At 59.7% G+C, this 18895-nt stretch carries 20 protein-coding genes; 6 read left to right on the forward strand and 14 right to left on the reverse strand.

Annotated features, from left to right (window positions below):
• Positions 1-71: 71 nt before the first annotated feature.
• On the reverse strand, positions 72-2186 hold the full coding sequence (locus tag A11A3_RS10290; RefSeq protein WP_008929233.1) for a carboxy terminal-processing peptidase: 2115 nt from the start codon (positions 2184-2186) through the stop codon (positions 72-74).
• Positions 2187-2239: 53 nt separating this feature from the next.
• Here A11A3_RS10290 and A11A3_RS10295 point away from each other — a divergent pair, with 53 nt between their 5' ends.
• Positions 2240-3463 (forward strand): spore maturation protein, encoded by a 1224-nt coding sequence (locus tag A11A3_RS10295; RefSeq protein WP_008929234.1) that lies wholly within the window; start codon positions 2240-2242, stop codon positions 3461-3463.
• On the opposite strand, the gene A11A3_RS10300 is transcribed toward A11A3_RS10295, so the two are convergent.
• Positions 3445-4074, reverse strand: coding sequence for an alpha-ketoglutarate-dependent dioxygenase AlkB family protein (locus A11A3_RS10300; protein ID WP_008929235.1), 630 nt, complete (start codon positions 4072-4074; stop codon positions 3445-3447). The genes A11A3_RS10295 and A11A3_RS10300 overlap by 19 nt on opposite strands.
• Positions 4075-4133: 59 nt before the next feature.
• Here A11A3_RS10300 and corA point away from each other — a divergent pair, with 59 nt between their 5' ends.
• Positions 4134-5084: a magnesium/cobalt transporter CorA gene (gene corA / locus A11A3_RS10305; RefSeq protein ID WP_008929236.1), complete on the forward strand. Its 951-nt coding sequence runs from the start codon at positions 4134-4136 to the stop codon at positions 5082-5084.
• A gap of 79 nt (positions 5085-5163) precedes the next feature.
• Here corA and A11A3_RS10310 read toward each other — a convergent pair whose 3' ends face one another.
• Together A11A3_RS10310 and A11A3_RS10315 are read right to left on the reverse strand one after the other, a co-directional pair.
• Positions 5164-6000, reverse strand: coding sequence for an MBL fold metallo-hydrolase (locus A11A3_RS10310; protein ID WP_008929237.1), 837 nt, complete (start codon positions 5998-6000; stop codon positions 5164-5166).
• 92 nt (positions 6001-6092) lie between these two features.
• The gene (locus tag A11A3_RS10315) at positions 6093-6569 is read right to left on the reverse strand and encodes a hypothetical protein (protein WP_008929238.1); all 477 of its coding nucleotides are present in this window, start codon (positions 6567-6569) and stop codon (positions 6093-6095) included.
• A 106-nt stretch (positions 6570-6675) separates the two neighbouring features.
• Between A11A3_RS10315 and yaaA the strand changes: the two genes are divergently transcribed.
• The gene (gene yaaA / locus A11A3_RS10320) at positions 6676-7467 is read left to right on the forward strand and encodes a peroxide stress protein YaaA (RefSeq protein WP_008929239.1); all 792 of its coding nucleotides are present in this window, start codon (positions 6676-6678) and stop codon (positions 7465-7467) included.
• Between the two features lie 3 nt (positions 7468-7470).
• Here the strand turns inward: yaaA and A11A3_RS10325 are convergent, their stop codons facing one another.
• From A11A3_RS10325 to hemN, 3 genes are all read right to left on the reverse strand, one after another.
• Complete coding sequence (locus A11A3_RS10325) at positions 7471-8403, reverse strand: universal stress protein (protein WP_008929240.1); 933 nt, start codon at positions 8401-8403, stop codon at positions 7471-7473.
• Positions 8404-9114 (reverse strand): fumarate/nitrate reduction transcriptional regulator Fnr, encoded by a 711-nt coding sequence (fnr, locus tag A11A3_RS10330; RefSeq protein ID WP_008929241.1) that lies wholly within the window; start codon positions 9112-9114, stop codon positions 8404-8406.
• A gap of 83 nt (positions 9115-9197) precedes the next feature.
• Positions 9198-10571: an oxygen-independent coproporphyrinogen III oxidase gene (gene hemN, locus A11A3_RS10335; RefSeq protein WP_008929242.1), complete on the reverse strand. Its 1374-nt coding sequence runs from the start codon at positions 10569-10571 to the stop codon at positions 9198-9200.
• A 271-nt stretch (positions 10572-10842) separates the two neighbouring features.
• Between hemN and A11A3_RS10340 the strand changes: the two genes are divergently transcribed.
• Positions 10843-11331 carry a helix-turn-helix domain-containing protein gene (locus tag A11A3_RS10340; protein WP_008929243.1) on the forward strand — a complete coding sequence of 163 codons (489 nt, stop codon included), beginning with the start codon at positions 10843-10845 and terminating at the stop codon, positions 11329-11331.
• Positions 11332-11348: 17 nt separating this feature from the next.
• On the opposite strand, the gene A11A3_RS10345 is transcribed toward A11A3_RS10340, so the two are convergent.
• The 4 genes from A11A3_RS10345 to A11A3_RS10360 all read right to left on the reverse strand — a co-directional run bounded on the left by A11A3_RS10345 (position 11349) and on the right by A11A3_RS10360 (position 14195).
• Positions 11349-11771, reverse strand: a complete 423-nt coding sequence (locus tag A11A3_RS10345; protein ID WP_008929244.1) for a DUF3653 domain-containing protein — start codon at positions 11769-11771, stop codon at positions 11349-11351.
• A 92-nt stretch (positions 11772-11863) separates the two neighbouring features.
• The gene (locus tag A11A3_RS10350) at positions 11864-12202 is read right to left on the reverse strand and encodes a hypothetical protein (RefSeq protein WP_008929245.1); all 339 of its coding nucleotides are present in this window, start codon (positions 12200-12202) and stop codon (positions 11864-11866) included.
• Complete coding sequence (locus A11A3_RS10355) at positions 12195-12893, reverse strand: rolling circle replication-associated protein (RefSeq protein WP_008929246.1); 699 nt, start codon at positions 12891-12893, stop codon at positions 12195-12197. The genes A11A3_RS10350 and A11A3_RS10355 overlap by 8 nt, the downstream gene beginning before the upstream one ends.
• Before the next feature lie 408 nt (positions 12894-13301).
• Positions 13302-14195, reverse strand: a complete 894-nt coding sequence (locus A11A3_RS10360) for a LysR family transcriptional regulator (protein ID WP_008929247.1) — start codon at positions 14193-14195, stop codon at positions 13302-13304.
• Positions 14196-14303: 108 nt separating this feature from the next.
• Between A11A3_RS10360 and A11A3_RS10365 the strand changes: the two genes are divergently transcribed.
• Positions 14304-15230 (forward strand): DMT family transporter, encoded by a 927-nt coding sequence (locus A11A3_RS10365; protein WP_008929248.1) that lies wholly within the window; start codon positions 14304-14306, stop codon positions 15228-15230.
• 6 nt (positions 15231-15236) lie between these two features.
• Here the strand turns inward: A11A3_RS10365 and A11A3_RS10370 are convergent, their stop codons facing one another.
• From A11A3_RS10370 to A11A3_RS10380, 3 genes are read right to left on the reverse strand one after another with little or no spacing between them, the layout of a single operon-like run.
• The gene (locus tag A11A3_RS10370; RefSeq protein ID WP_008929249.1) at positions 15237-15947 is read right to left on the reverse strand and encodes a hypothetical protein; all 711 of its coding nucleotides are present in this window, start codon (positions 15945-15947) and stop codon (positions 15237-15239) included.
• Positions 15948-15983: 36 nt separating this feature from the next.
• On the reverse strand, positions 15984-17162 hold the full coding sequence (locus tag A11A3_RS10375) for a vWA domain-containing protein (protein ID WP_008929250.1): 1179 nt from the start codon (positions 17160-17162) through the stop codon (positions 15984-15986).
• Between the two features lie 20 nt (positions 17163-17182).
• Positions 17183-18025, reverse strand: a complete 843-nt coding sequence (locus A11A3_RS10380) for an AAA family ATPase (RefSeq protein ID WP_008929251.1) — start codon at positions 18023-18025, stop codon at positions 17183-17185.
• Positions 18026-18150: 125 nt separating this feature from the next.
• Between A11A3_RS10380 and A11A3_RS10385 the strand changes: the two genes are divergently transcribed.
• A complete protein-coding gene (locus tag A11A3_RS10385; RefSeq protein WP_008929252.1) occupies positions 18151-18867 on the forward strand; it encodes a 16S rRNA (uracil(1498)-N(3))-methyltransferase in 717 nt (238 codons plus the stop codon).
• Positions 18868-18895 lie beyond the last annotated feature (28 nt).

Genomic DNA, 18895 nt, shown 5'->3' on the forward strand with positions numbered 1-18895 from the left:
CTCTAATCCGCGAAGAACCATAAAAAAGCCGGCGCAATGCCGGCTTTTTTGTCAGGGCAGGGTGGGGTTTGCTAGCTGCCCTTGGCGACCCGGGTGCGCTCCTTGTCCTGCAGCTCCATCATGTCACCCAGAATCTGACCGGTTTCCTTCACGTAGGGGTCCTTGTCCAGGGCGTCATCGTGGCTTTCCGGGTCCAGCGCCCGTTGCTCTTCCAGCGTGCGCAGTTCCTTGATGTCCGCCAGTGGCTTTTCATCGCGGGCCTTGCGGCGGGCGTTCTCGATAGACAGGCGCTCCTGGTCGAACTTGTCCTGCCATTCTTCACGGGTCTTCTCGTTCAGCGACAGTTCCTTGCGATTGCGGTTTTCATCCAGCAGGTGGCGCAGGGACTTCACGTAAATGAACTCCGGGTCGTCCTTGGTGCGGCTCAGGTGCTCCTTGCGCAGCGCCGGCAGCAGGGGGGAGAAGTCGTTGACCCGGTTGTAGGGCGCCGGCTTGATCTCGTCCCAGGGCAGGGCGTTGGGCAGGGAGCTTTCGCCCACCTCGGTCTTGTCCACCAGTGACGGGAAGTTGATGTCCGGTTCGATGCCACGGTTCTGATTACTGGAACCGGACACCCGGTAGAACTTGGCATTGGTGACTTTCAGCTTGCCGTGATTGAGATCCAGCAGGGTCTGAACCGTACCCTTGCCATAGGTCTCGTCGCCGACAATCAGGGCCCGCCCGTAATCCTGCATGGCGCCGGCAAAGATTTCCGAGGCGGAGGCGCTGTAGTGATTCACCAGCACGGCCATGGGCCCGCCATAGAGAATGCCCGGGTACTTGTCGCCATACATGCTGACCTGGCCATTGGACTCACGCACCAGCACGGAGGGGCCGCGGTTGATGAACAGGCTGACCAGCTTGTTCACTTCCAGCAGGGAGCCACCACCATTGTTGCGCAGGTCGATGATCAGGCCATCAATATGCTCCTTGCGCAGCTCCACCAGCAGCTTGGCCACGTCGCCGGTGGTGCTGGTGTAGTTCGGGTCGCCGCGGTGAAAGGCCTCAAAATCCAGGTAAAAGGCGGGGATTTCGATCACGCCCAGCTTCAGCGTCTTGCCATCCTCGCGGGGCACCTCGATGACTTTCTTCTTGGCGGCCTGTTCTTCCAGGATCACCTTGTTACGCACAATGGTGACGGTGCGGGTGTCATGCTCGGAGGCCGCGCCCACCGGAACGATTTCCAGTGTCACCTTGGAATCCTTGGGGCCGCGAATCTGGTCAACCACTTCATCCAGGCGCATGCCAATGATGTTGGCCGGGTCCTTGTTGCCCTGGGCCACACCGACAATACGGTCCCCGGGTTTGAGCTGCCCGCTCTTGGTGGCCGGGCCACCCGGCACCAGACGCACGACCTTGGTGTAGCCGTCTTCGTATTGCAGCACGGCACCGATGCCTTCCAGGGAACGGCTCATGCTGATATCGAAGTTGGTGGAGTTGTGCGGGGAAAAGTAGCTGGTGTGCGGATCAAAGGTTTCCGTCAGCGCATTCATGTAGCTCTGGAACACATCTTCCGGCGTGTTCTGTTTTACCCGGTCCAGCTGGCTCTGGTAACGCTGGGTCAGGCGCGTGCGGATGTCCTTGTCACTGGTGCCGTTGAGGCGCATGGACAAGACGGCATTCTTGAGCTGCTTGTGCCACTGGGCATCCAGCTCTTTCTCACTGGCGGCCCAGGGGGCTTTGCTGCGATCAATCAGGATGGAATCATCGCCATCGAAGTTCCACTTGCTGAAATCTTCCTTGAGCATGGCCAGGGACTTGTCCAGCCTTTGCTCCAGGCGCTCCTGATAACGGTTGAAAATGGTGAAGCCGCCTTCCAGCTGGCCGTCACGCAGCTGGTCATCCAGTGTCGTGCGGTATTGCTGGAACTGCTTGATATCGCTGTCCAGGAAATAAAGGTGGTTGGGATCCAGATCTTCCAGATAACGGTCGAGAATCTGGCCGGAGAGCTGGTCATTGAAATCCAGCCGGCGATAATGGAGTTTTAGCTTGTCGGCAATTTCTTCTGCCGCTTCCTGCTGGTCCTGCGTGGGCTTGAGCGGGCCTTGGACTTCGGGCGCACTGCGCAGTGCTCCGCAGACATTGAGGGCGCCGCCCAGCAAAAACGTGGCAACCAGAATCGGGAAAAGCTTGCGAAATTGTGGCATTGAGTCTCTCAACAGGTCTCTTCACTGTATAGCCTAAGCGCACAGGGGGTGGTTTGCACAGACTGTTTAGCCTGTTTTTCCTCGCGGGCATCGCCGGCGCCGTGGCGCAGTTGCTGTTTGGTGACCTGGAGGCACCGGGCCGGCTGGTCAATGCGCTCTGGCAGGCCGCCGACCTGGCCGTGGATGTCAGCCTTGGCCTGGTGGGGGTGCTGGCCCTGTGGTCCGGGCTCTTCCGGCTGGCCGAACAAAGTCGCCTGGCGGAATCCCTGTCTGCGCGAATTACCCCTGTACTACAACGTTTGATGCCGGAACTGGCGATAAATTCCCGGGCCAGTGCGCCGGTGTCCATGAATCTGGCGGCCAATATGCTGGGGCTGGACAATGCCGCCACGCCGCTGGGCCTGAAGGCCATGGAGGCGCTGCAAACCACCAACCCACAGCCGCGACGGGCCACTGACAGCCAGATCATGTTTCTGGTGCTCAATACCTCGTCTGTGACACTGATTCCGGTCACCGTACTGTTATTCCGGGCCCAGCAGGGCGCCGCGGACCCGGCGGACATCTACCTGCCATTGCTGATGGCCACCACCATTTCCACCCTGGTGGGCGTCTGGGTGACCGGTCGGGTGCAGGGCCTGAAACTGGCCGATCCGTTGTTGATGACCCTGCTGGTGGTCTGGTTGCTGATACTGGCGGGGCTCGGGCTGGTGGTCTGGCTGTCACCACCGGCACTGGCGTCCACCCTTTCCAGTTTGCTGGGCAATGGGTTGCTGCTGGTGGTGCTGGGCGCCTTTTTCATCGCCGCCTGGCGAGCCGGGGTGGATAGCTATGACTGTTTCGTCGAGGGCGCCAAGGAAGGCTTCGCCCTGGCGGTCAAACTGATTCCCTACCTGGTGGCCATGCTCGCCGCCATTGCCATGTTGCGCGCCGGCGGCGTGCTGGATCTTTTACTGGGCGGTATTCGTCACGCCGCCGCCTTTGTCGGGCTCGACACCCGCTTTGTGGATGCCTTGCCGGTGGCATTCCTTAAACCGTTAAGTGGCTCTGGTGCCCGGGCCGCCATGCTGGATGTGATGCAGACCCAGGGCGCGGATTCGCTGGCCGGTCGCATGGCGGCGGTCATGCAAGGTTCCACGGAGACCACCTTTTATGTGCTGGCGGTGTATTTTGGCAGCGTTGGGGTACGGGATTTTCGGCATGCCCTGTGGTGCGGCCTGGCGGCGGACACGGCGGGGTTGGTCAGCGCCATCCTGCTCAGCTATCTGTTCTTTGCCTGAATCGACCGGAAGGTCAGATTGATGCGCAACTCGTTTACGCCGGCACGGCGGGGCAGGGCGTGCTGAAAATGCTGCTGCACCGCCGGGTTCATCAGCAGTAGCTGATTGTGACCCAGCGGCAGGGAGAAGCATTGCCGGCGATGTGATCCGGTTTTGGGCCGAAACACGAAGTCCCGGCTGACGCCCAGACTGTAAGAGGCGATCCAGGGCGCGTTGCCCAGCTCGCTTTCGTCATCACTGTGGTAACCCATGCTGTCGCGGCCATCGCGGTAGAGATTGCCCAACATACTGTTAAACATTTTTCCCGTGCATGTCTCGATGGCGTCATGAAGGGGTTGTAAGATGACGGGCCAGCCCGTGGCGCAATGCTCCAGCCCGGAATAGCGGTAACGAATGCCGGCCTCGCCATGCCAGCAGGTCAGGCGCGGCACCGTATGTATGCGACCGTAGACCCTGACCTGGGGTTGCTGCCATGCCAGCGCCTCAGTCAATTGTTGCAACAAATGGGTTGCCTGGTCATCGGGCAACAGGGCCGGCCACCATTGCAGTCGGGCGCCCTGGCCAAGGTCGTGGTAGCGGGGTGGAGTCATCGGGCTGGTATTGACACTCATAAGTGAACGGAACTAACTAGACGCTGCCGAAATCGGCAACCTGTGACCGGGGACCGACCATGCTGCACATTTTCCAGATCCAGAACGGTATTCTGCGTGAAAAAGAGCCGGAAGACATCCTGCCGATGCTGGCTGAAAAGGCCAGCTGGATTGATCTGGCCGACGCAGAAGATGACGAACGTGCCACCGTTCAGCAGTTCCTGCAGGAAGAACTGCCTGACTCCGACGACATGGAAGAGATCGAGGCCTCCGCGCGCTTTTTCAGTGATGCCCAGGGCCTGCATGTGCACTCCCTGTTTGTCTATCAGTCCGAGGGCCGTTCACGGACCACCACCGTGGCTTTTGTGGTGCAGGACAGCCGTCTGATTTCGTTCCGCGAGTCGCGCATTCCCGATTTTCGCCTGCTGCGCATGCGCATTCGCCGTGGCTGGGTCCGCGTGCAGCAGCCGCTGGATATTTTGTTGAGCATCCTCGAGCAGAAGGTGGAGAACCTGGCCGATGCTCTGGAAGATGTTCACCGGGACCTGGAGCAGGTGGGCTTCAGCGTGCTGGAAGTGGAAGACAGTGACCTGGAAGACGATATCGAGCGTCTGGCCCGGCTGGAGGACAGCAACGGGAAGATCCGCCTGTGTCTGATGGACACCCAGCGTTCCATCTCCTTCATCCAGCGCTATGTCCGTTCCGACAAGGAGCGCCGGCGCACGTGTGCGGAAATCCAGCATGACCTGGACACCCTGATGTCGCACACCACCTTCCTGTTCGACAAGATCAACTTCCTGATGGATGCGGCCCAGGGCTTTATCAATATTCAGCAGAACCAGATCATCAAGATTTTCTCCATCGCTGCGGTGGTGTTTCTGCCGCCGACCATGATTGCCAGTATCTACGGCATGAATTTCCAGGTCATGCCGGAGCTGCATCTCTATTTCGGTTACCCGATGGCACTTGGCCTGATGATTCTGTCCGGCATTGCGCCGTACTGGTATTTCAAGCGCAAGGGTTGGCTCTAAAGGGCCGCGAATCGTTGATGGCGAAGATCGAAGTCTCTTCCTGTGGGAGCGGGGGGCGGCGTTGCGTTGCCCCGGCCGGTTAACCGCTTCTTTGCCAGCCTTGCCCGGATTCGTTGGCCTTGCCGTCTTCGGCCAGCTTGATCAGGTGTGCCTGCAGGGACAGCTGCGCCACACCGTGGAGAAATTCCGGCACGTCGTCGTAAACCACTTTCACCAGGCTGGTCAGCGGCCGGGACGTGCCGTCCAGTGCTGACAGTACCTTGTCTTCGCGCTTTTGCCGGTGGGCCAGCGTCCCGGCAATCACCGTATCCGGATTATCAATGACATCGCCGTGGCCGGGTGCCATCAGGGTTATGCCACGATCCTGCAGTTTGCGCAGGGAGGCAAAGTAAGCCTGCATGGAGCCGGAGGGCGGGGCGATCACCACGGTAGAGCCCTGAATCAGGTGATCACCGGTGAACAGCAGGCCGGACGCTGCCTGGTAGCAGAAATGGTTACTGACGTGACCGGGGGTGGCGATGGCGGTGAGGCTGGCGCCGCCGCAATCAACGGCATCACCGTCGTTCAGCTGCCGATCCGCTTGCCAGGTTTCATCCTGTAGCCCGTCGTCCGGTACAAAAGGGCCCACACAATGGGCCCCGGTGGCGGCCACCAGCGCCAGCGCGCCGGGCGAATGGTCGCGGTGGGTGTGAGTCACCAGCACCTGGTTAATGGGCTTGCCCAGTGACCTGGCACCCTTGAGCAGTGCGTCAAGATGCTCGGGGTCCGCCGGGCCCGGATCCACCACGGTCAGGGCCTGGTCACCGAACAGGTAGCTGTTGGTGCCGGGGCCGGTCATCATGCCAGGGTTGCGGGCCAGTACCCGCCAGGCGTGCTCGGCAATCGGAGTTAACTGGCCGGGAATCAAAGATGCCATGGTGACTCCTTGGGCGGTGATAGGGCAGCCTGCGCGAGCAAGCTGGCCTCAAAGGCGGCATTGTGACCATTCAGCCGCGGTTACGCCAGCGGTCATTGCGGGTAGGCCATCTTGGTCACCGCGCGCACCTGCCATTTGTTTGCCTCTTTTGCCGCCGCAGTAGGGCGGCTTACCACTTCGAACGGGTATTCGCTGCCCACCGGCAAATACACTTCCAGCGGTATGCGTTGCTGAAACACCGTTGTGCATTGATCCGCCTGGGCGCAGCGCAGCGCGGCGGCTTCCAGGGTCAGGGAGGCCACCGCCAGCTTGCCGTCATTGCGCACCGAACCGCTGAGGATAACCCCGGATTCGGTGCGATGGTGGTCGTCCAGTGTGATAACGATGTCCTCGGCGGGCATGCTCACCTGACTGGTGCGCTCGGCGTACCAGGCTCCCAGGCCGATGGCGATAGCGCCGGCGACCACGGCGGCCAGCACGGCGAAAAAGACTTTTCGCCCCCACTGCCAACTGCCCCACAACAACACCGCAACAGCGATAACAACCGTCAATACCAGCAATAGACGCATCAGGCCCTCTCAACAGCAGCGTCAGGCTGCATACTATACGCAGCAGGATTTAAAGGTTATGTATTGATTCTTATAATTCCGGCGCCGTCATGTAAAGGAGAACGCCATGCTGATTGTTGTGTCCCCGGCCAAAACGCTGGATTACGAAAGCCCGCTGCCCTCGCTGCGCACTACCAAGCCGCGCATGCTGGATGACAGTGAGCAGCTGATCGAGCGTGCCCGGGCGTTGTCGCCGGCGGATGTGGCCAGCCTGATGAAAGTCAGCGACAAGATCGCACATCTTAACGTGGAACGGTTTTCTCAGTGGTGTCGGCCTTTCACCAGCAAGAATGCGCGCCCGGCGGCGTTTGCGTTCAAGGGGGATGTTTACACCGGCCTGCAGATCGAAACCTTTGACGATGAGCAGCTCAAGAGAGCCCAGCAGCAGCTACGCATGCTGTCCGGCCTGTATGGCGTATTGCGGCCGCTGGATCTGATGCAGCCTTACCGTCTGGAAATGGGTACCAAGCTGGATAACGTGCGGGGCAAGGATCTTTATGCATTCTGGGGCAGCAAGATTACCGAACAGCTCAATCAGGACATGAAGGCGGCCGGCACCGATGTGCTCATTAATCTCGCCTCCAATGAATACTTTAAATCCGTAAAGAAGAAAACGTTGGCCGGACGTATCGTGGAGCCGGTGTTCCAGGACGAAAAGAATGGTCAGTACAAGGTCATCAGTTTCTTTGCCAAAAAGGCGCGCGGCATGATGGCTGCCTGGATATTGCGTGAGGGCATCGAGGACCCGGCCCAGCTGAAGCAGTTCCGTGTGGCCGGCTACCGCTACAGCAAGGCAGAATCCGACGATGACAAGCCGGTGTTCCGTCGGGCGGAAAAGGATGCCGGCAAAACCGGTTAACCGCTATTTTTCGCTGGCAAGCCAGGGCGAGCGGAAGTCTTCCGGCTTGATCACCAGCAGATCGGCCCCCGCCCGGGTCAGCACTGACTCGGCGGTGGCGCCCAGCAGCAAACGTTCCGGCAGGTTGCGCTTGACGGTGCCCACCACCAGGATATCCACGTCATTGTCATCACAGTAAGCCGCCAGCGTCGGGGCCACCGCCCCGTCAAGCAGCACTTCCTGTTCGACATCAAAGCCCTGGGCGGCGGAGAACTGGCGAAAGTTGTCGCGGTGAAATTCGCGTACCTTTTCCATGCTGCCGGCGTAATCAGGGATGGTTTCCCCGGCCAGTAACACCAGGGTTTCCTGCATATCTTCAAGCACATGGCCGATTTGTATGGCTCCCTTCAGCGCGCCACAAACCCTGCGCCCCTCAGTCACCACACGGGCTGACAGTCGATCATCCTCGGCGTCGCCAGTGCCCGGATCCACCGCAGCCAGCACTTTGGGGGTGGATGCCCAGTCATCGTCATGAACACAGAGGACCGGGCAGGGCGCCTTGCGAATCAATTGCCAGTCACGGGGAGTGAACATGTGGCGCCGCAGACGACCTTCATCATTGGTGCGTACCACGATCAGCGAGGGAGGAACCCGGCCGATCTCCATGCGCAGGGCAGCCATGGAATCCTTGTCCCACAGCACCTCAAGATCCGCTGGCTGGCCCTCCAGCAGGGTCTCCATACGCTGGTGCCAGGCATGACGGATTTGCTGCTCGGCGGCCTGCCGGCGGGCGCTGTCCAACCCCACCGCCCGGGCCATGGCTGACGAGTAGCCATTCACCACCACCCGCAATGGGCGGGCGAGGGCGGCAGACAGTTGCGCGGCCTTGCGCAGGGCCGGCTGGCCAGCTTTTAGCACCGGGTCGAGAATCGCCAGAATCGGGGCGCTGTCACCCATTTATGCCTCCTCCTGCAATCGTCCCTGACCGCACAGGGCAGGGCGGTCGCAAATTTCCACTTCCCGGCCGTTTACTTTCAGCATGTGTTGCTGTTGAAAACGGGTAAAAATCCGGCTAACGGTTTCCACCGCCAGGCCCAGATAGTTGGCAATGTCATAACGGGACATGGGCAGACGAAAGACCGTGGCACTGAGACCGCGCCGTTGATTGCGTGCCGACAGAGACAGCAACAGAGAGGCGACCCGGTCATCGGCGGATTTTTTGCTGAGCAGACGATGCAGCTCCCGGTCCGCACGGATTTCCTCACTCATCAGGCTGAAGAAATGGTGCTGCAGGGACGGGATTTTCTGCGACAACTCTTCCAGTCGGTGGAAGGGGATCTCACACACCGTGGCGGTTTCCAGCGCCTTGGCATTGGAAATATGATGGGCGGTGCTGATGCCATCCATGCCGACAATTTCCCCGGGCAGATAAAAGCCGGTGACCTGTTCTTCGCCCTCATCACTGATCACATAGGTTTTCAGCGCCCCGGAACGTACCGCAAATACCGCCGTGAAAGTATCCGCAGCACGATAGAGATGTTCACCACGACGCAGCGGGCGACCACGGTGGATGATGTTGTCCAGTTCATTGAGCTGTGCAGGAGCCACAGCCAGCGGCAGGCAGATAGGGCTCAGGCTGCAGTCGTTACAGGAAACATGACGGGACATGGGGAGCCTCCCGGAAGTGTGGGCCGCGAAACCCTGTTGTGCTGCGTTCATTATAGTACCAGTACTCTTATTGTTTCATAGCGCTAAATGATGCGGCTGAATCGACCCTCCTGGGCCAGCCGCCGGTAACGATCAAAGGGCTGAACAATGGCTCGGACCACCAGTCGGCCGACCTCGGTGACCTGCAGGCTGTCCCCATCACGCCGGATCAGGCCATGTAGCTCCAGATCCGCCATTTGCGCCAGGGCATCAAGGAAATAATCGGTGAACTCAATCTTCCAGCGGTGGCCGATCTCTTCCATGTCCAGCCGCATATCGCACAGTAGTCGCATGATGACCTCCCGGCGCAGGGCATCATCGTCATTCAACAGATAGCCGCGCTCAAGGGGTAGGGCATCGTCCAGTACCGCGCACTGCCACTGGTTCAGGGACTTCCAGTTCTGCCCGTAAAATCGTCCAATCTGGCTGATGGCACTGACCCCAAGCCCCAGCAAATCCGCCTCGCCATGCAGGGTGTAACCCTGAAAATTGCGGTGCAGAGTGCCGTTTTCCTGTGCCTGGGCCAGATCATCTTCCGGCAAGGCGAAATGATCCATGCCGATCAGGCGATAACCGGCCCGCCGGAACATTTCCGTGGCCCGTACCAGCATGGACAGCTTCTCCGAAGGGCTTGGCAGTGCCATTTCCGGAATCTGTTTTTGCACCTTGAAGCGCGCCGGCATGTGAGCATAGTTGTACAGGGAAACCCGATCCGGGCGCAGCGTTAGCAGCTGCTCGATGGTCCGTGCCAGGCTGGATTCCGACTGCCACGGCAGACCATAGATCAAATCCGTATTGATGGAACGGAAGCCGAAATCCCGGGCCCAGCCCATCACATCACGGATCATTTCGTAGGGCTGAACCCGATTAACCGCCTGCTGAACCCGTGGGTCCAGGTCCTGCACCCCAAGGCTGATGCGGTTGAAGCCAAGGCCGCGCAGCAGGCCAAGACGCGACTCATTCACCGTGCGAGGATCGATTTCAATGGCGTAATCACCACGATCATCGTCCAGCAGCGGAAAATGTCGGGCCAGGTCATAGACCAGCTCGGTGATCTGGGCATCGCTCAAATAGGTCGGAGTGCCGCCGCCCCAGTGCATCTGTACCACCGGGCGCTGGCTATCCACATGCCGGGCCTTGTGGCGGATTTCCCGTTTCAGCAAGGGTACGTATTCATCGGCCCGGGCGTGATTGCCGGTAATGATACGGTTGCAGGCACAGTAGTAGCAGACACTGCCGCAGAAAGGCACATGCAGATACAGGGACAAGGGGCGCCGTGCCTGGTTGCCCAGCGCCACCGCATGGTCAAAATCCGCCGCAGAGATTTCCTCGTGGAAACGGTCCGCCGGCGGATACGAGGTATAGCGAGGACCAGGGCCGCCATAATGCTGGATAATTTCGGAGTTAAGGGGTGACATGGTCAACCTCGAAGACTGGCAATGCGACAATGACTGCCAGCATCCCAGAGAGCGGCTTACGGTGTCTTGATGCACATCAAGGGGCGTGCCGGTTGTACAGTGCTACAGCCAGATATCTCAATAACTACGCATAATGTATATCTGTTTGCATTTGAAACCCTGTCAATCACCCTACAAGGGGAATTTAATTGCCCCTAAAGGGCTACGTCAATGCTCAAGAGGGAAAATAGGGGTTATATTTGCCCTCAAAGGACAAAAGAGGGTTGTCAGAATGGCTCTAGGAGAGAATTTGAAGCGCCTGAGGAAGCTTGCAGGGCTAACGCAGGGTGATCTGGCAGATATGGCCGGCATGAAACTGGGGCATATCTCAAAGCTGGAGCGAAACGAGACGGACGCGAAGGTATCGACTGTCCATAAGCTCATGGAAGCACTGAACTGCAGCGCGAACGATCTGCTGCACGTTAAGGGTGAGGCCGGGCTATCTCAGATGCTGGAAAGGGCCATCTCAATGGCGGAGGTATTACCGGCACGGGATAAGGCCACATTACTGAGCGTGGTTGATAAGTTTGTCCTGGCGTCGCAGATCACTGCGGTTGTAAGGAGTACGGGGACGGTACCGCCTGAGGTAGCCATGTCGATTGAGGCTGATCTAATGGCTGAGGAAGAGGAGGGCGACCTGATAGACAGACTGGTCCGAGATGAAGAGGAACTAGCCAGGCTGGAAGAGGATGAGCAAGGCGCAGGGTACAGGGTCCCATGAGCGGGAATAAGTGACGCTTAAAGATCATCCGACCGGCCAGGCGGTTCATGCTTGGCCAGATAGAACCCGTCATTGGCTGGGGCCAGCAGGAAAATGCGACGCTCCAGCCGTTTAATCTTGAGTTCCATGGCCCGGACCTGAGCCGCTCGAAAGAGCAGGGCGTTCAGGTCTCCCGGCACAAAACCGCGCTTATAGCCAAGCGGGTTGAACATCTCCCCGTCACGGTCGATCTGCCAGCCATGCCAACGCGGGTGGATCTCGCCGAGGTGACCGGCACGGATGGCCAGCAGCCGCAGGAATAGGGGGTTTATGGGGACCTTGCCGGACTCCTGCCGGCGGATGGTCGACGGGTGAACAGCCAGAAAATCAGCAGCCTGAGCAATGGTCATGCGGCACTGAATACGGCGAAGCTGATAGAGAGGGTTATCGAAGTCAGTCATAGGCGTATGGGCCTGCCCACAAACCTGCCCACCGGCCTCCGGTGAGTGAGCTAAAGCTCCCTGCGGCCCGTGGACAGCTATGTGGACAGCCTTTACCGGTTAATGGCCACGGTGGAAAGCAACACAGAGCGGGTCTGGTCCTGGGTATCGAAACGAAGCAACGACAGGCGGCCAGCTCCGCGAATGGACAGCTCGACGCCGATCGCATGGCAAAGCTCGGTAGCAATGTCCGCCAACTGGAACAGCTCATCGTCAGAAGCACCGTGCAGCGGGCCGACACAAACAAGTGTCTCAACGGAATGTCGGAGACGCTGACGACCAGCCCGGAACAGCAGCGAGGCCTTGTCAGGGCTGAAAAGTGGTGCGGCGGCAGTCTGTTCCTGAATGCGTTGAAGCTGGACGGACCAGAAACGGGCAGCGGGGTTACTCATAGCTGTACTCCGGTTGTGTAAATACTGAAAACCACATGGCGATGACCTCAGCCGGCCATGACTCCCGGGCGGGAGCGACGGTCAGGCAGCCGGGGCCGCGGGAAACGACTTGCCAGAAGGACGGGAACCAGTCACCGGACTCACGAAGGACCCAGCCACCGCCGGGGGCTCGCTGGGGACGATCAGACGGCGAACAGGAACGGCGGACATAGGCCGGCGAAAGCCGCCAGGCGCGAAAGTGGCGGCCTGACTGACTGAACCCGCCAGCGTTGTACATGCGGGCGCCCTTGGGTAGACGCTGGCCAGCAGAGCCCTTGGACGCATACTTGGCCAGATAACCGACCGGGCGGCGGGCAAACTCGATACGGGACGATCCGAAGCGCCACCAACCAGACTGATCTGGCTTGGGGAGCCTGATCCGGCGCGGAATCCAGAAAACGATGTGGTAATGCGGCTTGCCAACCTTGGTGAGTTCGCAGACCCAGACATACCGGAATCTGATACAGCGGCGCTTGAGCCACTGACGGGCGTTCTTAAGAAACCGGGAAATGTGATACGGGGACCAATCCTGATCAGCGGCATAGGTCAGTGTGATCATGGCGGCCACGTAGCCGGACGGCATGGTGTCTTGGTGGATGCTCGCAGAGGTGGTGACGGCCTTGGACATCTTGCGCAGGCGTGCATCATGCACGTTTATGGTCAACTGGCCGGACTGATGGCTAGACGGCGTGTCACTTGTTGAATTATTGACAAGCCCAGAGGGCACGCGGCGTGCGATGGCTCGTGCCTCGCCATTCGCCCCACCGCGCTCCCTCAATGACTCTGCATAATGTATATTATGTTAAATATACCATCTCCACGACTGTTGTGTCTCACCTGTACCCCTTTCATTTGCAATGACATTGAAGCCGGATACTGACGATCATGCCCTGATCTCAAAACAGTCGTCGATACATGCCCATTGGCGCGTTTAACCCGGGCATGGCGCACTTCTACTGAAACGCTGAAGCAAGGCACGGTTACCTCCCTCGCCCCGTTCTTGCCTTCTTTTCTGGTTTATCGTCAACGCGACTGTCGTTGGTGCCTGGCCAGAAGTTAACTACGCATAGCTGGCAATCTGGTCGAGCACGGCGTCACGCATGGCCAGAGTCGCCGGGCTCAGCACCGCATCCCGGCGCCAGGCCAGTACGCTGCGTCGCTCCAGTGACGGCGACAGCACCGGAATGCCGACCAGTCGGCCATCGTCGTTGAGCGCTTTCAGGGTTCTCGCTGGCAGGATGGTAAAGCCCAGGCCGCGGCGCACCAGGTCCAGCTGCACGCGCAGGGAATCCGCCTCCACCGCCAGGGTCAGTGGCCGGGACTCCCGGAAAGCATACTGCTCCAGCAAGGCGCGCAGACCGTGACGCACGCCGGGCAGCACCAGTGGCAGCCGGGCCACCTGTTCGAAAGTGATGTCCCGTTGCTGCATGGGCGCCTGGTCGGCGGGGCCGATCAGCAGCAAGGGTTCACGCCCCAGCGGCAGGACACTGAGGCTGGCACTGATGGCGCCGTCGTACAGAATGGCCAGGTCCAGTTTGTGGGCCAGCAGGCGCTCCTGCAGGTCGCCGCTAAGGGCTTCGCCAATCTGCAGGTGCACCAGCGGATAGCGGCGATGATAGTCACTGATCAGCGGCCCGCTGAGGTAAACCCCCATGCTCGGTGGCAGGCCAAAGGCCAGTTGCCCGCTGACCTGCCCTTGGTGGGCAGCCACCGATTGGCGCAATGCGGTGGCCTGGTCCAGCAGCGCCCTGGCCTGCTCCATCACCATGCGTCCACTGTCCGTGACGCTCACGCCCCGGCCGGTGCGATGCAGGAGCCGGCTGCCCAGATCCGCTTCCAGCTGGCGAATCAGTCGGCTCAGGGAGGGCTGTGACAGGCCCAGCTGGCTGGCTGCGGCCACCATGCTGCCGGTGTCGGCCACCACCACGAAGGCGTTGAGTTGTTTCAGGTCCATGGCTCAGCTATCCGAAAAATGAATAGCTGATAGTCTTTCAATGCTGTTGGCGAATAGCAAGCCGGCTGTCAGGCTGTCTGAAACAGGACGGACCAACGGGTAACGACGATGACGCAGGGGCGATGGTGGCAATCCGGGCTGGTGTGGGTGGCGGCAGCCACCTTTGCCATGGCGTTCAAGGGTATTTTTGCCCGCCTGATCTATCAGTATCAGGTGCCGGTTAATGCGCTGCTGGTCTGGCGGTTTTTCCTGGCGGTACCGATTTTCTGGCTGATTGCCCGCTGGATCAATCGCCGCCAACCCCGGGTGCACCTCAGTGGCCGCCAATGGCTGGTCTGCGCCTTTACCGGTGCGCTGTTCTTTGTCAGTGCCTGGTGTGATTTCCATGCTATCGAGGCGCTGGGGGCCAGTATTTCACGGATGGTGCTCTATCTGTTCCCGGCGTTGCTGATGGTGATGCAGGCCGTGGAGCAGCGCCGTTTACCCGGTGGCGGGCAGATGATGATCTTTGTGGTGGCCTGGGTGGGGATCGCCCTGCTGCTCCTGCCCGGCTGGCATGGCGGCGAGGTGAGCCTGGCCGGCCTGCTCTATGGCTTTGGTGCGGCAATCTGCTATGCCGCGTTCTGGCGGACCAGTCAGGCCTTGATGAAGCCCCTGGGCTCAGTGCGCTTCAATCAGTTGTCCAACAGCTTCACGCTGCTGTTCATGGCCGGTTTTCTGTTGCCGACCCTGTCACCTGAACAGTTGGCGGTGAGTCTGCCGGCCTTTGGCTGGATCGTGGTGCTGGTACTGTTTTCCACCGTGTTGCCGTTCTTTGTGCTGTTCGAGGGTTTGAGTCGCAGTAATGCAGCGGAGGCCGGCGTGGTGGCCATGTTCGGTCCGGTGGTGACGGTCAGCGCGGCGATCATGGTGTTCCCGGATGAGCAGCTGGGGCCGCTGCAGTGGCTGGGGGTGTTGCTGGTACTGGTCAGTATGGGGGCGCTGAAGCTGTTGAAACCGGCGGCGCGCCCGGCCACCGCAGCGGCCGGGCGCTGAGCGACATCAGAATTCCATTTCCAGCTGCCAGCGGTAGGTAACGTCATCGGAGTTATCGGTGAGGCCGAAGATCACGCCGGCCTCCCACTCCAGTTCCTGCTCGCCGATTTCGAATTCACCCAGCAGTACCGGCCCGGCACCATGGTTGTTGCGGGCGCCGTAGTACTCCACCGCTGGCTGTAGATCGTCATCTTCGGTGTAGGCCAGCTGGAAGGCACCGGAGTACTCGGTATCGCTGTCCTGCACATCGCTGCCGTGGCTTTCACCGACAAAGGCGTTGGCCCGCATGCGCACAAGCGGGCTGAAGCTCTGTTCATAGAGGGGGCCGACCTTCAGGTTCCAGATGTCATCCTCACGGCTCTTTTCCACTTCGGTTAGCAGGCCCAGGGCGCTGTCGTTGTTCTGGTACAGGTTGAAACGCCCTTCCAGCTCGTATTCTTCCAGCTCGTAGGATTCGCCGGGTACCTTCTCCGCATTCAGGTAGGCTTCCAGGGCGACGCGATCGGAGAACGCATAACCGATAGAAAACTTGTCCTCACGGGAGTTGTCCGCCGGGTTGTCATCATCGTCCAGATAGATGCTGCGGGCTTCCAGCTCCAGGCTGCCGGCGTCAATGCGCGGCGAGTAAACCTTGTCGACTTCGGCCTGGGCGGCCAGGGGCGCGGACAGGCAGGCGGCCAGCACAAGCAGGCCGCCCTGGTGGCGAGACTTCATCATGGTGTCACGAATCCTTGTTCAGACTGTTTGCTTGGGCTATTTACTCAGATAACGCATGGCCTTTTCCAGACCTTCCAGTGTCAGCGGGTACATATGGTTATCGGTGAGCTGCCGAATCCACTGGGTGGAGGTGGTCATCTGCCAGGCTCGCTCCGGTTCCGGGTTCAACCATATCACCTTGTCATAGGTGTCGGTAATTCGCTGGAACCAGACGGCACCGGCCTCCTCATTCCAGTGCTCCACGCTGCCGCCCACGGAATTGACCTCGTAGGGGCTCATGGCCGCGTCACCAATGAAGATTACCTTGTAGTCATTACCGTATTTATGCAGCACATCCCAGGTGGAGGTCTTTTCATCCCAGCGGCGCCGGTTGTCTCGCCAGACGTACTCGTAGATGAAGTTGTGGAAGTAGAAGTACTCCATGTGCTTGAACTCCAGCCGGGCGGCAGAGAACAGCTCTTCACAGAGCTTGATGTAGGGGTCCATGGAGCCGCCCACATCAAAGAACAGCAATACCTTGACCCGGTTCTCGCGTTCCGGGCGCATCTTGATATCCAGCAGGCCGGCATTTCTGGCGGTGGACGCGATGGTGTCATCCATATCCAGCTCTTCCTCGCGGCCGGTGCGAGCGAACTTGCGCAGCCGGCGCAGGGCAAGCTTGATGTTGCGGATGCCCAGCTCCACGGAATCGTCCAGATTGCGGAACTCGCGTTTTTCCCAGACCTTGACCGCGCGCTTGTTGCGCGACGGGCCGACCATGCGAACCCCTTCCGGATTGGCGCCATAGCCCCCAAAGGGGCTGGTGCCGCCGGTACCGATCCACTTGTTGCCGCCCTGATGGCGTTTTTGCTGTTCTTCCAAGCGCTTACGCAGGGTTTCCAGAATCTCCTCGAGGCTGCCCAGGCCCTTGAGTTTCTCGAATTCCTCGGCGCTAAGGTTCTTTTCCAGCTGTTTGCGCAGCCACTCTTCGGGAATCGCCTGGTTGAGCCAGTCCGGTGGCAGGTTGTCCAGCCCCTCGAAGTAGTTGGCAAATGCCTGGTCAAAACGGTCGAAGTACTTTTCGTCCTTGACCATCACCGCCCGGCTGAGCAGGTAAAAGTCGTCCACGGAGCCGAAGGCCACGTGGGCGTCCAGGGCCTCGTAGAGGTCCAGCAGCTCACGCAGGCTCACCGGCACCCGGTAGCGGCGCAGATTTTCAAAAAAACCGATCAACATACATCAGGCCTGTGGGGCGATTAGCTTTCCCGGCGATTCATGAATGCCAGACGTTCCAGCAGCTGCACATCCGCTTCGTTTTTCAGCAGCGCGCCATATAGTGGCGGCACGGCGCTCTTGGTATCACGGTTTTTCAGCACATCTTCGGGGATGTCGTCGGCCAGCAGCAGCTTGAGCCAGTCAATCAGCTCACTGGTGGAGGGCTTTTTCTTCAGGCCCGGCACCTTGCGAAGGTCAAAGAAGATCTCCAGCGCTTCGGTGACCAGTGCCTTCTTCACCTGCGGATAATGCACATCCACGATCTGCTGCATGGTCTGGGCATCGGGGAAGTTGATGTAGTGGAAGAAACAGCGGCGCAGGAAGGCATCCGGCAGCTCCTTCTCGTTGTTGGAGGTAATGATGACGATGGGCCGCTGCTCGGCACGGATGGTTTCGCCGGTTTCATAGACGAAGAACTCCATGCGATCCAGCTCCTGGAGCAGGTCGTTGGGGAATTCGATATCCGCCTTGTCGATTTCATCAATCAGCAGTACCACCTGCTTGTCGGCGGCGAAGGCTTCCCAGAGCTTGCCCTTCTTGATGTAGTTGGACACATCTTCCACCCCCTCGGCGCCCAGCTGGGAGTCGCGCAGGCGGGACACGGCGTCGTATTCGTACAGGCCCTGCTGGGCCTTGGTGGTGGACTTGATGTTCCAGGACAGCAATTCCAGCCCCAGCGATTCGGCCACCTGTTCGGCCAGCAGCGTCTTGCCGGTGCCCGGTTCGCCCTTGATCAGCAAGGGACGTTTGAGGGCGATAGCCGCATTCACGGCCATTTTCAGGTCGTCGGTGGCGACGTATTGGTCGGTACCCTGAAACTGCATGGAAGTCTCCACAATCAATCATTTAGACAGGCCGGACACTCTAGCAACACAGGCCGGCGCGGCAAAGAGCCATAATGGACCCGCAAAGGGAGATTTACGTCAAAGCTGTGCCATAATCCGCTCCCATGAACCTGCTACTGCTTCAGCCTGAACAACAGCTCGATGAGAGCCACTGGCGCCTGGATGAGCGCCAGGCGCGCCATGTGCAGTCCGTGCTTGGCCTCACCGAGGGGCAACCCTGCAAGGCCGGCCTGCTCGACGGCCCACAGGGAACTTGCATTATTGAATCCATAAAAAACAAAGAGATAACGGTTTCTTTTAAAGCTGATTCTCAAAATGTGGAGCCGCTGAAACTGTCATTGTTGCTGGCCCTGCCACGCCCGAAAATGCTCAAGCGCATCCTGATTGATGCCACCAGCCTGGGCATCAAGCGCATTGTGCTGATCAACAGCTGGAAGGTGGACAAGAGCTACTGGCAGACACCCAACCTGAAAGCGGACCTGCTGCGCGAGAAGATGCTACTGGGGCTGGAACAGGCCCGTGACACGCAGCTGCCCGAACTGCTGCTGGCGCCCCGCTTTCGCCCCTTTGTGGAAGACCGGCTGGATCACTGGGCCGGCGACGGCCCACGCATTCTTGCCCATCCGGGCGATCACGCCCCCCTGCCCCGCAACCTGCCGGGGCCGGCTTGCCTGGCCATTGGCCCGGAAGGCGGCTGGACACCCTTCGAGGTGGAGATGCTCTGCGACCGGGGGTTCCAGTGCCACGCCTTCGGCCGCCGCATCCTGCGGGTGGAAACCGCCCTGCCCGCCCTGGTGGGCGGCATGATGCAGTTGCCCTGAGAGAATGGATCCACGCTAAACGCGAAAC

The organism is Alcanivorax hongdengensis A-11-3 (assembly GCF_000300995.1).
Taxonomy (GTDB): domain Bacteria; phylum Pseudomonadota; class Gammaproteobacteria; order Pseudomonadales; family Alcanivoracaceae; genus Alcanivorax; species Alcanivorax hongdengensis.

Bases quoted from the DNA above. Each gene is read 5' to 3' on its own strand.
- A11A3_RS10290 (WP_008929233.1), bottom strand. From the start codon at position 2,186: ATGCCACAATTTCGCAAGCTTTTCCCGATTCTGGTTGCCACGTTTTTG.
- A11A3_RS10300 (WP_008929235.1), bottom strand. From the start codon at position 4,074: ATGAGTGTCAATACCAGCCCGATGACTCCACCCCGCTACCACGACCTT.
- corA (WP_008929236.1), top strand. From the start codon at position 4,134: ATGCTGCACATTTTCCAGATCCAGAACGGTATTCTGCGTGAAAAAGAG.
- A11A3_RS10310 (WP_008929237.1), bottom strand. From the start codon at position 6,000: ATGGCATCTTTGATTCCCGGCCAGTTAACTCCGATTGCCGAGCACGCC.
- A11A3_RS10315 (WP_008929238.1), bottom strand. From the start codon at position 6,569: ATGCGTCTATTGCTGGTATTGACGGTTGTTATCGCTGTTGCGGTGTTG.
- yaaA (WP_008929239.1), top strand. From the start codon at position 6,676: ATGCTGATTGTTGTGTCCCCGGCCAAAACGCTGGATTACGAAAGCCCG.
- A11A3_RS10325 (WP_008929240.1), bottom strand. From the start codon at position 8,403: ATGGGTGACAGCGCCCCGATTCTGGCGATTCTCGACCCGGTGCTAAAA.
- fnr (WP_008929241.1), bottom strand. From the start codon at position 9,114: ATGTCCCGTCATGTTTCCTGTAACGACTGCAGCCTGAGCCCTATCTGC.
- hemN (WP_008929242.1), bottom strand. From the start codon at position 10,571: ATGTCACCCCTTAACTCCGAAATTATCCAGCATTATGGCGGCCCTGGT.
- A11A3_RS10340 (WP_008929243.1), top strand. From the start codon at position 10,843: ATGGCTCTAGGAGAGAATTTGAAGCGCCTGAGGAAGCTTGCAGGGCTA.
- A11A3_RS10345 (WP_008929244.1), bottom strand. From the start codon at position 11,771: ATGACTGACTTCGATAACCCTCTCTATCAGCTTCGCCGTATTCAGTGC.
- A11A3_RS10350 (WP_008929245.1), bottom strand. From the start codon at position 12,202: ATGAGTAACCCCGCTGCCCGTTTCTGGTCCGTCCAGCTTCAACGCATT.
- A11A3_RS10360 (WP_008929247.1), bottom strand. From the start codon at position 14,195: ATGGACCTGAAACAACTCAACGCCTTCGTGGTGGTGGCCGACACCGGC.
- A11A3_RS10365 (WP_008929248.1), top strand. From the start codon at position 14,304: ATGACGCAGGGGCGATGGTGGCAATCCGGGCTGGTGTGGGTGGCGGCA.
- A11A3_RS10370 (WP_008929249.1), bottom strand. From the start codon at position 15,947: ATGATGAAGTCTCGCCACCAGGGCGGCCTGCTTGTGCTGGCCGCCTGC.
- A11A3_RS10375 (WP_008929250.1), bottom strand. From the start codon at position 17,162: ATGTTGATCGGTTTTTTTGAAAATCTGCGCCGCTACCGGGTGCCGGTG.
- A11A3_RS10380 (WP_008929251.1), bottom strand. From the start codon at position 18,025: ATGCAGTTTCAGGGTACCGACCAATACGTCGCCACCGACGACCTGAAA.
- A11A3_RS10385 (WP_008929252.1), top strand. From the start codon at position 18,151: ATGAACCTGCTACTGCTTCAGCCTGAACAACAGCTCGATGAGAGCCAC.